Consider the following 13764-nt stretch of genomic DNA (forward strand, 5'->3'; position numbering starts at 1 on the left):
ATGCATAAAATTGGGCTCTTCTCTATAACGTGGAGTTGATTTCTGTTCTGGCTGGGCGCTTTGTAGCTGTCGCTACAGAAAACATTTGTTGTTGTTGCTGTCGCACAGATAAAACAATTGCTGTCGCTTCGCTTTCGCACAGAGCAAAGCTTCCTGGGGGGCGTCCGATGAGCCGCTTCACTCGCGAGGCTCGCTCCAATCTACAGGACATACGTTTTAATAAATGTCATCCCAAAGCAAAAGGGAATAGAAAAGTAAAAGTGGCTATAAACTGAATATCCACTTCTTATATACTTAAAATTACTTTGGAACAGAACTACAATGGCCTGACACAATAATTAGACGCTCACCATTTGATTTCCAAACACGTGAATAACACATTTCATCTTCAATTGGCTCTGTGCCGAATGTTCCTTTTAGTGTAGCCCTTGTCACTGTCACGGCCGAATTTTCTAACAGAATTATTTTTTGATCTAAAAAATCGATAGTTGTAAAACTCAGTATCCCAGAACGATACGCATCAATATCCGCTTCCTTCGTTAAGATTTGTCCGAAGTGATTTACAAAGATAAGGTTATCATCGATAAGTTCTTCCAGAGCTTTGATATCTCCATTTAGCATCGCTTGTCGCAGGCGTTCTTCATATTCGATAATGAATTCTCTTTTCATGTTTAAACCACCCTTTCAAACTATTAATTATATTTCCATTATTATAAACTTTTATTTCACAATTCCCAATACAAAACCATTTAAGAGAATTTATTTTATATTTAAATCATCCTATTAAGAGCCTCATCTTCCATCCTATGATTAAGGATATCCAATTTGATTCGTTAGGCTATGTTGATTGCCGACCGCTTTGGATTAAGTAGTGTAAAAGGGTAAATCATTATGTATTAAGTATTGTATGTTACTTTTACATTCTATTTTCTCTCCCGAATAGTTTTCACAACAAATATCATATACTTTAAAGAAGTGTATATTTTTGTTAAATTTATTTCATGGATTAAAGGTCATGGCTATGAAGTTATGACGGAAAAATTTTCGGAGGAAATAGGAGAAAACAACAATGAAAAAAATCTCAATATATAAAACTATATTAGTATGTTTATTATTAATTCCATTCAATCTATTTCTACCAGTCTCACAAATCTCCGCCGCAGAACAAGATATTAAGAGTACTATAGACAATTATGTTGAAAACTTTTTGGAAGAACAGCGAATTCCTGGGGCATCTATTGCCATTGTTCATAATAACGATATTTTTTACTCCAATTCGTGGGGCGTAACGGGAGAATCTGCAGAAAAAGTAACTACGGATACTCCATTTGTAATTGGCTCTATTAGTAAATCATTAACAGGCTTAGCCATAGTGAAATTAATCGAAGAGGGTACCATTCAATTAGATGATCCAGTTCAAAAATATATTCCTTGGTTTACCCTTAAAGATAAACAAGCCGCTTCGCAAATAACCATTAAACATTTACTTACGCACACAAGTGGGATAAGCACTTATTCTGGCTTATCAATATCCGACTTAGAATCTAAAGATTTGAATGCTATAAATGAAAATGTAGAAAGTTTATCGAATGTTAAGCTGACTGCCGCACCTGGGGAAAAGCACCAGTACAGTAATGCTAACTACTCTATTCTTGCTGCTCTCATCGAAGAAGTTACTAATCAAACATATTCTGACTATATGGAGGAACATGTTTTTTCACCATTAGGAATGAAAAATGCAGCCGCTAATGAAAGCATGGCCTATGAAAAAGGATATTTATCTGGCTATCAGTCATGGTTTGGTCTCCCTAGAAAAAGCTCAGTAACATATGATAATGGAGGGGCACCATATGGATACGTCACAGCTAGTACAACGGATTTGGTCCAGTTCATTAGACTTCTTAGTCAACATGACAGTAATAACTTTTTAAGCAAAAATGCTATGGACCTTTATGTATCCCCTCTCGTTCAAACTAGTAAAAATCGCTATTATGGCTTTGGTGTACGAGTTTCAAACCCAAATTCTAAAGAAGAAATGATATGGCATTCTGGTTCAACTCCTGATGCGCGGTCTGAAGTATTTTTTATACCAGAAACAGGTTGGGGCGGTGTGATTCTTACTAATAAAAGTCATATATTAGAAGAAGAGGGGCTCCTCTATCTGAAACAAGGGATTATCAATATTTTAAATGGAGAAGAACCAGTTGAAATACCTAAATATAAACCTACGATTCAACTCATAACAATTGCTCTATTATGTTTACTTTTCGCGATGTTTATTTACCTACTAATAAAGGCTAAATCAAAAATATCGAAAAAAAGACGGAAGTGGCGTATTCTCGGTATTCTACTTTTAGTTTTGGTCATTATCTCAGTTCCATTATTAAGTTATAGCTTAGGTTCACCTTGGAACAGTATTAAAGTTTTTGCTCCTGATATTGCATTTTTGACTATATTAACGGTTACTCTTTTAGCATTGAATGGCTTATTATCTATTTATATTTCATTTAAACGACATCAAAAAAGACAACTTCTCTAAGTAGGAGTTGTCTTTTTATTTTACCTTAATCACCTGAAGCCATCGCATCCGCTTTCGTAACATGTACAGTGCCAAATGGGTGGTTTGGAGGAGCATATATCGTATAAAGCTTTAATGGTATATTCCCTGTATTCGTTACGTTATGCCATGTGCCAGCAGGGACCATTATTGCAAAACCATCACTGACATTTCTTTGGAAGTTTAAATTGTCTTTGCTAGGGCCCATCTGAGCGACTCCATTGCCTTGTTCAATACGTAAAAATTGATCAACATGAGGGTGCATTTCTAAACCAATATCTTCTCCAACATTAAGACTCATAACTGTAACCTGTAAATTCGGTCCCGTCCATAGCGCAGTACGGTAATTATTGTTCTGCTTAGTAGCTTCTTCAATGTTAACGACAAAGGGCTTTGGTCCATAGTCCTTTAGCTGGGGATTGTTGTTGTCATTGTTGACATAATAGAAGGAATTCGGTCTGTTATTGTATGCTACGTTGTTAGGATAAGCCCAGTACATCGGTTGATAACCATAATTATACAGCTGGGTATTTCCATAATAAGGATAGTACATTTATTTCAATCCTCTCATACATATTATCAATTTCGCCTTGGCGCAAATTGCGTCCGGATTTTAAATTGTGCCTGCACAATTCATTCCTTTCGAAATCCGTGACATCCGCCGGAGGCTTTATCTTCATTCAGTAGATTCTTGGATACCCCTGAAAAGGAACCACATCCTGATTCATGCCAGCTCCTTTAGAGGTGAGAGTCTTCTACTGAATGTAGATAAAGGTATCGTATGCAAAGAGCTGAAGAAATGTACATACCTCAGATAAGATTACCCCTTTTTAATAAAGTATTACGTCCTATAAAAACGGCTCGGTCGCGCCAATCTCTGTGATACCAATTTATGGCTCGCAACCAAAAGTTGTGGGTGACATTTTTAAAAATATTATTTGCATTGTTGATTGGAGTGGAGGCTGGGCGACTCCTAGGGGATTATCGTCACAGATGAGACCCTGGAGCGAGCAACGCGAGTGAAGCGGCTCATCGGACGCCCCCTGGAAGCTCTGTTCTGTGCGAAAGCGAAGCGACAGCAACAAAGCGCCCAGTCGGAACGGAAATCAACCACACGTTTTGGTGATGAACCCAATTTATTCAAAGTATTTCGACGTCACCATTAGCCATTTCTTCTATTCTCATATAATTTTCAATTTTCTCACTAACAAAGGGCATACTAAGAAATATAGATTTATCGCAAACGAACATTCCAAAAAGTATATAAAATGAATAGAACTTGATATAGTATTGTACTTAGGAAAAAATTCAATTTTTTATGGTGGTGTGTGTATGAAAAAATACATTATGGATATTTTAGTAATTATGCTTGGATCGCTGCTTTTTGCGCTGGCTGTAAACTTATTTGTTATTCCTAATGATTTAGGTGAAGGTGGCGTAACAGGGATTACCATCATCGCGTATTATCTGTTTGGATGGTCGCCAAGTATTGTGAGCTTTGTGCTAAATGCAGCTTTATTAGTGATTGGCAATAGATTTTTAAGTAGGCAAACGACTATTTATACGATTATTGCCGTATCCTTCCATTCACTCTTTTTACATTTGACAGAGTCATGGTCTATTTCTTCAAATGAAATAATTGTGAATACTATTTTTGGAGGGGTTTTTGCTGGAGTTGGTATAGGCTTAATTATAAGAGTTGGCGGAACAACAGCAGGTTCAACGATCTTAGCTAGAATGACAAACAAATATCTAGGCTGGAGTATTAGTTACGGCTTATTATTCTTTGATTTAATTGTGGCTTTTTCATCTTATTTTATTATCGGGGCAGAAGCATTAATGCTGACTATTATTATGCTATATGTCGGGACGAAGGTAATGGAATTTGTGATTGAAGGTGTAAATCCTAAAAAAGCAGTTACGATTATTTCGAAAAAGCCCGAAGAGATTGCCAGTCAAGTGAATGGTTTTATGAATCGAGGCGTCACAGTCCTATCAGGCCATGGCTATTATACAAAAGAACAAAAAGAAATTCTTTATATTGTCATTAGCAAACAAGAAGTTGTAAAGCTAAAGAAAATCGTCAAAGAAATAGACAAGGATGCCTTTATCGCAATTCACGATGTACGAGATGTCTTTGGACATGGATTTATTGAATTATCAAAAGCTTAATTAGACAACTGAGAAAACACCTTTTGTTGAAAATTGGGATTATCCCTTTAAAAATCAACAAAGAGGTGTTTTTTCTATTGAATTTTTAGCTACTCATACTGGATTATCACCATAACGTGGGGTTGGTTTACGTTCTACAAATGTCACCTTTCAATATCCCCATTTCCCCTAACCTGTAGGGAAATTTCAATAATCCTATCTAAAAGTTTTGTATAAGTTATTCCAGCCGCAAGTGCACTTTTAGGTAGCAAGCTATTTTGGGTCATCCCTGGCAATGTATTGACCTCCATGACATATGGGATTCCATCCTTCACCATCATGTCAATTCTGGCATAAACACCGCATTTTAATGCGTCATAGCAGGCTTTTGCAGCTTTTGCAACACGTTCATGAGTTGCAGGTGGTAATTCAACAACCTCTTCAATTGTTGCTGCATCATCATACTTCGCCTTATAGTCAAAAAACGCTGCAGTATGTCTGATTGAGATGATAGGTAAAAGTTTACCATCCATAATAGCGCATGTTATTTCATCGCCCTTAATATACTTTTCAATAATCATTTCAGAGTCCCATTTGAATACTTCAGCAACAGTGGCTAGTAAAGATTCACTATCATGTACTATTTGTACGCCTACGCTAGAGCCACCCGAATTTGGTTTTACGACTAGCGGATAGCCCATTTTTTCTATTTCATCTAACTGAAGCTCTTCTATATTTGAAAAATGAAGCCAGTCTGGTGTTTCAACGCCCTCATAACGTAAAATTTTCTTCGATATATTTTTATCCATACAAATACTGCTTGATAGTATTCCACTTCCGGTATATGGAACACCCATCGTTTCTAGCACACCTTGAATCGTTCCATCTTCTCCAAATTTCCCGTGAAGCGCTAACAAGGCTATATCGAGGTTTTTCACCTTTTCTATAAGCTCTTTTTTATCATGTAGTTCAATTGCTACAACTTCATATTTACTCTTATCTAAATGAGCAATCATTTCTTGCCCTGTCATAATTGAGACTTGTTTTTCCGAGGATACCCCTCCCATAATAACGCCAACTCTCACTGTTTCAACTCCCCATATCATTTTTTAAAGTATCGCCTATGATTTGAATACCACGGACAATATCCTCGTCCTGTAACCGAGAAAATCCTAATCGAAATGTATTGCTTCCCCCACCATTCGTGTAAAAAACATCCCCAGGATAAAAAACAACTCCCTTTTTATAGCACTTTTCTAATAAGATTCGAGCGTTTATTCCTTCCTCCAGCTCAATAAAGAGATGAAGACCACCATCTCCAGTCATTCTTTTAAAAGGAATATATTGCTTGCAAGCTTGACGGGCTAGCTCATATTTTTTCTTATAGACCGATCTGGCTTTTTTTAAGTACTTTTCAAAATAGCCGTCCTGTAAATATTGATAAAGGACAGCCTGATCTAGTGTTGATGTATGAATAGTACGCGCCCTTTTCATACTTTCCAAACAGTGGATGAGTTGCTTATCTGCTAAAATCCAACCAACACGTAAGCCTGGAAATAAAATTTTTGAAAAGCTACTAATATAAATAACGTTGTTACCCGCTCCGATAAAGGTCATTAACGGTGCGAAATGGGAGCCTGAATAACGTAATTCCTCATTAAAACCATCCTCCACAATAGGAATTTCATGTTTCGAAAAAAGGTTAATAATTTCATTCCTTTTTTCAGAGGAGGTAACAATCCCAGTCGGATTATGATAGGACGGGATGAGATAAGCAAAATCAAATTCCTTTTCCGATAAGCTTTTCTCAACTTGGCAAATATCGATACCATCATCCCTCATGTCAATCCCGTGTATTTCAAGTCCATGTAAGCGAAAAAGCTTTAATGCCGCATGGTGTGTAGGATTTTCACAAATCACACGCCCAGATCTTTTAGCTAAGGAGGATAATAAAATATCCAGTCCCTCTGTAAAGCCATTCGTAATCAAAATATCTTTATTGGAAATATCGACGCCCTTCATTTCCATATAGTGCAGAAGGTACTCGATTAAAGGTTTATAGCCCTTTGCATATCCATAATTCAACACGATATCCCCTTCAAGGGACATCCGAGTCAGAAAAGCTCTTTTGAAATTTTCAACATCAAAAAGCTTTTCTTCAGGGGCAACACTATTAAATGAAATCATGCCTTTTTCCCAGTGAATATCTTGCCGCATTAAATCAATTTCATCCGCTAACAAGGTAGCTTTATTGAGTCTTCCCTTCCAGTTAAGTTCAATAGATGTTGTTTTTAATGTTGCAACCTTTCCTACAAAGTTCCCTTTTCCCTTCATCGCATAGATGATACCCTCTTGCTCTAAATCTGCATATGCATACAGTACCGTATTTCTGCTGACTGATAATAATTTACTTAGTTCACGGGTAGACGGAAGCTTCTGATGCTCCAGCAGATGTCCCTTTACAATCATTTCCTTTAAATAATCCTTTAACTGCACATATACCGGACGATCATCTATAAGCTTAAAATCATTAAACACTCCCTTGACCCCCTTGCTTCATTTTTGCATAACTACATTTAACCTAAAAGGTCCACGCCATCAGGAATTTTCTTTCGAAGTGGTTGCTCAAAGAAACAATATATATTGTAAGCGTTGTGTTTATAATAAAAGAAAAGCTCCCATTTTGAAAAAAATAAATCAAAATGGGAGTTAAAACATACTTGGACAATTGAACTTTAATTTACTATATCAACTGACCACCTAATCAATTTTCTTAAATAAACCTACTAAAAATCCTTCCAAACCGAAATATTCGTCTTCATCGGACATGGCTATCATTTTTCGTATCTCAATTGCTTCTAATGACTGAAAGATTTCTCTTAGCTGATTTTTGGTATACCCTAATCCGCCTGCTAAGCTACGTTTTATATAAACTTCTTCATCAGAGATGGCAGAACCGCCATATGCACCATGTTCCTCGAACGAACATAAAGCGAAGTATCCATTAGGTTTTAATAATTTGTGAACCAATTCAATATACGTCACACGCCGATGAGGGGCTATGTGGTGAAAACAGCCTGAATCATAAATAAAATCAAAACTCTCTTCTTGTAAATCCAGCTCAAAAATATTGGCACACATTAAATCTACATTCACGTTTGCTTCATCAACCCTCTTTTGCGCCCATTGCAATGCTTTATCCGATATATCAACACCAACAACTGAACAACCTTGCTTAGCTAAGTAAATGGCATTTCGTCCTGGACCACAACCTAACTCTAGAACTTCTCTTGGCTGAATGATCTTATTTTCAAAATAGCTTACTAGATTTTCATCAGGTTTATTTACAAAGAAAGGTATCTTTTTAAATGTTTGATCATAAAATTCATTCCAAAAATTTTGTGGTTCACGCAATACATTATCCAATAAAACAAGCAATTGTTCATTCGAATTAATTAACATTTCACGCCCCCGTTCTGACTTTTTTACAGAAAACGAAATATTCTTTCTTTTTATTATACTATATTTATGGATATTCTCCCCAAATCGATTACACTAAACATAAGATAAACATATGATAAACAGAAAGGAGCTGCAACATGGAAGAAATCTTGACGATTACGAATTTGACGAAGAATTATGGTAACAAGGAAATATTGAAAGGAATCGACTTGCACGTCTCAAGAGGAGAAATAATTGGTTATATCGGTCCGAACGGCGCTGGTAAAAGTACAACTGTCAAAATCATTTTAGGGATTGAAGGCGATTACGGTGGAGAAATTAAGCTTTTCGGAGAGAATATTGGGCAAGATTGCATTGAATATAAACGAAGAATAGGCTATGTACCAGAAATAGCAGATGTTTATGATAACTTAACTGGTTATGAGTATTTAACCTTTATTGGCCAGCTTTATGGTCTTGAATTAGAGGCTGTTGCTGATAAATCTAAATCCTTAATGGAATTGTTTGGAGTCGGAGAAGCGTATCATGCAAGAATATCTTCTTATTCTAAAGGAATGCGGCAGAAACTGCTGATTATCGCCAGCCTGATACATAATCCAGATCTTTTGTTCTTGGATGAACCAATTAATGGGCTAGATGCGAATAGTGTGATGATCTTCAAAGAAATTTTGACTCAACTGGCTGCCCAAGGAAAAACAATATTCTACTCCTCGCACATTATGGATGTTGTAGAAAAAATCAGTAGTCGTATCATCTTGTTGAATGATGGAAAAATCGCTGCCGATGGGACATTTACCCAACTACAAGCAGACAATACCGAAGGGACTCTGGAAAAGATTTTCAATCAATTAACAGGCTTCCATGAGCATAAGGAAATTGGTGAGAAATTCGTTTCTATAGTACAAGAGGTATGATCATGAACGATTTCAAAACCCTACAACTGCTTGATAAAATTCAATTTATTTTTGTAAAAATGGGCATTGATTACGAAACCATGAGAAAGATTCTCCATATTAAGTTAACGATGGATGAACGCAAAGTACCGACATTATTTAACCAATCCAACAAAAAGGACAATCAAAAATATGGCTATATTAAATCTTTATGGATCTATACTTTATTCGGACTGGTGCTAATTCCGTTTATGGGCTTTGGTCAAAACTTTCTTTTCCAAATGAGTATTTCATATTCAATGATTATTTTTTTAATAATGACATCTTTGATTTCTGATTTTTCTTCCGTTCTGTTGGATGTTAGGGATAGAAGCATTCTTTCTACTAAGCCTATCTCTGCTAGAACGATTAATGCGGCAAAGTTCATGCACATTTTTATCTATTTGACGTATTTAACCATTGCATTAACAGCAATTCCACTTTTAGTCGGCTTGTTCAATCAAGGAATTGCATTCTTTATTTTAACGGTGTTTGAGCTAATCTTCATCAATCTATTTATTGTTGCTCTTACCGCCATTTTATATATTGCTATTTTACGATTCTTTGATGGAGAAAAATTGAAGGATGTTATTAATTATGTGCAAATCGGCTTATCATTAATGCTGATGATTGGCTATCAAGTTCTTATTAGGTCCTTTGAATTCGTCAATTTTGATATGGTGGTAGCATTTCATTGGTGGAGCATTTTCCTTATCCCAATGTGGTTTGCCGCTCCTTATGAGCTTTTGCTAAATGGCGACACCTCTTTATTTACAGTGGTCTACTGCATTTTTGCTATCGTCATACCCATACTATCGATTTGGCTTTATGTAAAACTGACTCCGACCTTTGAACGTAATTTACAAAAACTATTAAGCACAAGCAAATCGAAAAAAGAAAAGAACAATCGACTTAAGACGCTTTTGTTAAAAATCATTTGTAGAACGAATGAAGAAAGAGCGTTCTACCGCTTCGCCTCCCTTATGATGAAACAAGAGCGAGAGTTTAAACTGAAAGTATATCCATCTTTAGGCTTTTCTTTTATCATTCCATTTATTTTTATGTTTACTCTTTCAAGGAATGAAGATGTTGATTATTCCGTTAGTATGGGCTATTTAAATATTTATTTCAGCATGCTCATTATTCCGTCAGCTGTGCTAATGCTTAGACATTCAGAAAAGTATAAAGCAGCTTGGATCTATAAAGTCTTGCCACTCAAAGATTATACAGACTTAAAAAAAGGTAGCTTAAAAGCTTTTCTGATTAAGTTGTATATTCCATTGTATATTTTTCTAAGTATCATTTTCTGCTTCATTTACGGTACGAGAATTATCCCAGATTTACTGATTGTATTAGTGACTAGCTGTATGTACACCGTCATTTGCTACATCAGCACCGGAAGCGAGATTCCTTTCACAAAGCCTTATAATGAAATTGGTGATGCTCAGGGCTGGAAAACGCTTTTGTTGGTCATTCCATTGGGTGCTCTAGCAGGACTGCATTACTTCATGGTAGCTCGTATTTCCTATGGTGCAATAATTTACTTAATCGCGCTTGTCATCACGAATTTCGTTCTATGGAAACTTGTGTTTAGGCGTACGTAAAACGGCTTGAGCCTAGATTACTGGGCTCAAGCCGTTTACTTTAAAAAGCTTTTCTCTCATATATACGAATAGATAGTAGCCACGATCCAATATATAAAATAACAGTTGTTAGGATAGCTACGAAATACATTTGCGTTTCTTGTAAAGTCATAAACTTTTGAATCAATTCTCTTAATTGATCATTAAAATTAGGAATCAAAAATTTAATTGTTACTAGATAGATACCAAATAAAACGCCTGCAGCAATCAGTGAATATTTCGTTTTAAATTTATAAGAGATTGGAAGCATGAATGACATGGCGACCATAACAAGACCGATAATTAGCAATATATCTTTCCATAAAAACAATACCTCTCTCCCATTTAAGAGGAAATCGCCTAGAGATGTAATGATTATAAATAAAACTGTAAATATTAATACACCTACATATTTTGAACTGACAATTTCCTTTCTCGTATATGGAAGCGAATTAAGCAAAGTATTTACGTTATCTTTTTCATCGTAAGAAAAAGCATTCATGATAAATACTACACTATATATAGAAACTATATGCACTAGGGACGTATCTATCCATAGATAAAGTATGATAGTTGCAATGTAAAATAGAATCAATTTCTTTTGTATTAAAATATCCTTAAGTATAAGATTAACCATACAATTTCCATCCTTTTTTTCGTATACTACATAATATCTACAAGCGTTGGTTTTTCCACAATAACAGAATCTCCAAATATGTTTACCACACGATTTTTATCAGCTGTTTCCATCACTCATCCTCCGAATACAATAATGTGAGCATTTCCTTGAGCTCTGCTAAGCCAATGTTCATTTCTTTAGCGTTTTGAATGGCAATCAACAGATTTTCTTCGATTACCTTTATTTTTCTTTCTCTCATCATTTCCTTATTTTGTTCGGAGATGAACGAACCTTTTCCAACGATAGAATAAATAAATCCGTTTTTTTCAAGCTCTTCGTAAGCGCGTTTTGTTGTAATAACGCTAATTTCTAAATCCTTTGCAAGCTGGCGCATAGACGGCAATGACTGCCCCTCTTGTAATTCACCTGTTAAAATAAGTTTTTTGATTTGAGCATAAATCTGCTCATAAATCGGCTCTTTTGAACTGTTTGAAATAATAATTTGCATGCAAATACCTCTTCTTTATTTTTATGTGATCAGCACAGAAGACGTTGGTTATTCCATTAGCATGTGCCATGTAAATTTTTATTTCTACATGCTAATTATTTCGTCAGCTGTACTTATGCTTGGACATTAGGGAAATATAAAACAAATTGGATTTATAATGTCTTTCCACTTAGAGATTACATTGTATATTGTTTTGAGTATAATTTTCTGCTTCACAAAAATTATCCCAGCTTTATAACAACAGACAGCTTGTACACCATCATATGTTACATCAGCATCGGAAGAAATTATAATGAAATCGACGATGCCCGGATTTCGTTATAAGATAGCTTTTAAAACGCACGTAAACAGCTTGAGCCTACATCACTAGGCTCAAGCTGTTTTATTTTAAAAAACCTTTCTCTCATATATACGAATAGATAGTAGCCATGATCCCACATATAAAATAATGATTGTAAGGAAAGCTACAAAATACATTTGAATTTCTTGTAAAGTCATGAACTTTTGTATCAGGTCTTTTAATGTATCCTTAAGAGTAGGAGATAAATAATTAATGATTACCATGTACATACCAAATAAAGCACCTACAGCAATCATTAAAGATTGTGTTTTAAATTTATAACAGATTGGAAGTATGAATGAAATAGCTACCATAACAAGACCGATAATTAGCAATATATCTTTCCATAAAAACAATACCTCTTTTCCGTTTAAGAGGAAATTACCTAAATAAGTAATGAATATAATTAGTGATGTATATATCAATGAACCTATATATTTCGAGCTAACAATTTCCTTTCTCGTATATGGAAGCGAATTAAGCAGAATATTAGCGTTATCTTTTTCATCATAAGAAAAGGACATAGTGATAAAAGCCATGCTATATAAGAATCCTATATTCACTAGGGGAATATCTATTAATAAATAAAGTATAATAGTAGCAATGTAAAATAAAATCACTTTCTTTTGTATTAAAACATCCTTAAGTATTAGATTAACCATCCCATTACCATCCTTTTTTCGTATAGTACATAATATCTTCAAGCGTTGGTTTTTCCATAATTACAGAATCCCCAAATATGTTTGCCACACGATTTTTATTCGCTGTTAATGCCTCAAAGCCTGTGTTCGATTTTCGGATTGCAATAAACTCTCGTTCCGTTTCCTGATCCAATAAATTCAATGTCCCTTTGACAATGGCATATTCCTCTTCAATCTTATAAAATTCCTTCGTGAATATATGTTCGCCATTATGAACAAAGGTAATATAATCAGCAATACGATCTAAATCTGTTGTAATATGTGTCGAAAAGAAAATCGTTTTATCTTCATCTTGCATTAATTCATGTAGAATATTTAGTAACTCTCTACGAAATATCGGATCTAGGCCGGCAGTTGGCTCATCCATAATAATTAATTCTGCATGATGAGCTAGAGCTATGGCTAACGAAGCTTTCATCTTCATCCCCTTTGAAAAGGTCTTCATATTTTTGTTCAATGGTAGTTCGAACTGATCAACATAACGTTGAAAGGCGTTATCATCCCAGTTTTTATAGGCTGGTTTAATAATCCTTTTCATATCCTTTAACGTTATATTTTCATAAAAGACATTTTCATCATAGACAAAGCCAATACGTTCCTTTATTTCTTTTTCATGCTTCTTATAATCCATCCCAAACACTGAAACAGTACCACTCTCCTGTTTTAGTAGGTTCATAATTAATTTTATTGTTGTAGATTTCCCTGCACCATTTCCCCCGATAAATCCAGTGACAAAGCCCTTTTTTACGTTAATAGAAAAATCCTTTATCTGAAATCCTTTAAAAGATTTATGAACATGCTGTAATTCAATGACATTTTCCATCATCCATCCTCCGTATGCAATAATGTAAGCATTTCCTTGAGCTCCTTAA

Annotated in this window: 15 protein-coding genes; 5 read left to right on the forward strand and 10 right to left on the reverse strand. The window is 35.2% G+C overall.

The genetic code is table 11. The features are described 5' to 3' along the window. Positions 1-22: 22 nt before the first annotated feature. Entirely contained in the window at positions 23-181 is a 159-nt protein-coding gene (locus QUF91_RS26575; RefSeq protein WP_289419894.1) for a hypothetical protein, read from the reverse strand. Positions 182-300: 119 nt separating this feature from the next. Then, positions 301-669, reverse strand: a complete 369-nt coding sequence (locus tag QUF91_RS26580; protein WP_285395847.1) for a nuclear transport factor 2 family protein — start codon at positions 667-669, stop codon at positions 301-303. A 400-nt stretch (positions 670-1069) separates the two neighbouring features. Between QUF91_RS26580 and QUF91_RS26585 the strand changes: the two genes are divergently transcribed. Beyond that, a complete protein-coding gene (locus QUF91_RS26585) occupies positions 1070-2539 on the forward strand; it encodes a serine hydrolase domain-containing protein (RefSeq protein WP_289419895.1) in 1470 nt (489 codons plus the stop codon). A 25-nt stretch (positions 2540-2564) separates the two neighbouring features. Here QUF91_RS26585 and QUF91_RS26590 read toward each other — a convergent pair whose 3' ends face one another. After that, on the reverse strand, positions 2565-3110 hold the full coding sequence (locus QUF91_RS26590; protein ID WP_289419896.1) for a cupin domain-containing protein: 546 nt from the start codon (positions 3108-3110) through the stop codon (positions 2565-2567). 466 nt (positions 3111-3576) lie between these two features. On the opposite strand from QUF91_RS26590, the gene QUF91_RS26595 reads away from it, so the two are divergent. Both QUF91_RS26595 and QUF91_RS26600 read left to right on the forward strand, forming a co-directional pair. After that, positions 3577-3723 (forward strand): hypothetical protein, encoded by a 147-nt coding sequence (locus tag QUF91_RS26595; protein WP_289419897.1) that lies wholly within the window; start codon positions 3577-3579, stop codon positions 3721-3723. Between the two features lie 166 nt (positions 3724-3889). Beyond that, positions 3890-4729: a YitT family protein gene (locus QUF91_RS26600; RefSeq protein ID WP_289419898.1), complete on the forward strand. Its 840-nt coding sequence runs from the start codon at positions 3890-3892 to the stop codon at positions 4727-4729. A gap of 143 nt (positions 4730-4872) precedes the next feature. Here QUF91_RS26600 and QUF91_RS26605 read toward each other — a convergent pair whose 3' ends face one another. The 3 genes from QUF91_RS26605 to QUF91_RS26615 form a co-directional block, all read right to left on the reverse strand. Then, positions 4873-5814 (reverse strand): D-alanine--D-alanine ligase, encoded by a 942-nt coding sequence (locus tag QUF91_RS26605; protein WP_289419899.1) that lies wholly within the window; start codon positions 5812-5814, stop codon positions 4873-4875. Beyond that, entirely contained in the window at positions 5798-7246 is a 1449-nt protein-coding gene (gene pdxR / locus QUF91_RS26610; protein WP_289419900.1) for a MocR-like pyridoxine biosynthesis transcription factor PdxR, read from the reverse strand. The genes QUF91_RS26605 and pdxR overlap by 17 nt, the downstream gene beginning before the upstream one ends. A gap of 222 nt (positions 7247-7468) precedes the next feature. After that, the gene (locus tag QUF91_RS26615; protein WP_289419901.1) at positions 7469-8170 is read right to left on the reverse strand and encodes a class I SAM-dependent methyltransferase; all 702 of its coding nucleotides are present in this window, start codon (positions 8168-8170) and stop codon (positions 7469-7471) included. 137 nt (positions 8171-8307) lie between these two features. On the opposite strand from QUF91_RS26615, the gene QUF91_RS26620 reads away from it, so the two are divergent. Both QUF91_RS26620 and QUF91_RS26625 read left to right on the forward strand, forming a co-directional pair. Beyond that, complete coding sequence (locus QUF91_RS26620; protein WP_289419902.1) at positions 8308-9084, forward strand: ABC transporter ATP-binding protein; 777 nt, start codon at positions 8308-8310, stop codon at positions 9082-9084. Between the two features lie 2 nt (positions 9085-9086). After that, positions 9087-10706 (forward strand): hypothetical protein, encoded by a 1620-nt coding sequence (locus QUF91_RS26625; protein ID WP_289419903.1) that lies wholly within the window; start codon positions 9087-9089, stop codon positions 10704-10706. Positions 10707-10746: 40 nt separating this feature from the next. Here the strand turns inward: QUF91_RS26625 and QUF91_RS26630 are convergent, their stop codons facing one another. From QUF91_RS26630 to QUF91_RS26645, 4 genes are all read right to left on the reverse strand, one after another. Beyond that, positions 10747-11361 carry an ABC-2 transporter permease gene (locus QUF91_RS26630; RefSeq protein WP_285395836.1) on the reverse strand — a complete coding sequence of 205 codons (615 nt, stop codon included), beginning with the start codon at positions 11359-11361 and terminating at the stop codon, positions 10747-10749. Between the two features lie 112 nt (positions 11362-11473). Next, positions 11474-11851, reverse strand: a complete 378-nt coding sequence (locus QUF91_RS26635) for a GntR family transcriptional regulator (RefSeq protein WP_285395835.1) — start codon at positions 11849-11851, stop codon at positions 11474-11476. 387 nt (positions 11852-12238) lie between these two features. Beyond that, positions 12239-12853 (reverse strand): ABC-2 transporter permease, encoded by a 615-nt coding sequence (locus QUF91_RS26640; RefSeq protein ID WP_289419904.1) that lies wholly within the window; start codon positions 12851-12853, stop codon positions 12239-12241. Positions 12854-12857: 4 nt separating this feature from the next. Then, a complete protein-coding gene (locus QUF91_RS26645; RefSeq protein WP_289419905.1) occupies positions 12858-13715 on the reverse strand; it encodes an ABC transporter ATP-binding protein in 858 nt (285 codons plus the stop codon). Positions 13716-13764 lie beyond the last annotated feature (49 nt).

It is taken from the genome of Lysinibacillus sp. G4S2 (genome assembly GCF_030348505.1).
Lineage (GTDB): Bacteria > Bacillota > Bacilli > Bacillales_A > Planococcaceae > Lysinibacillus.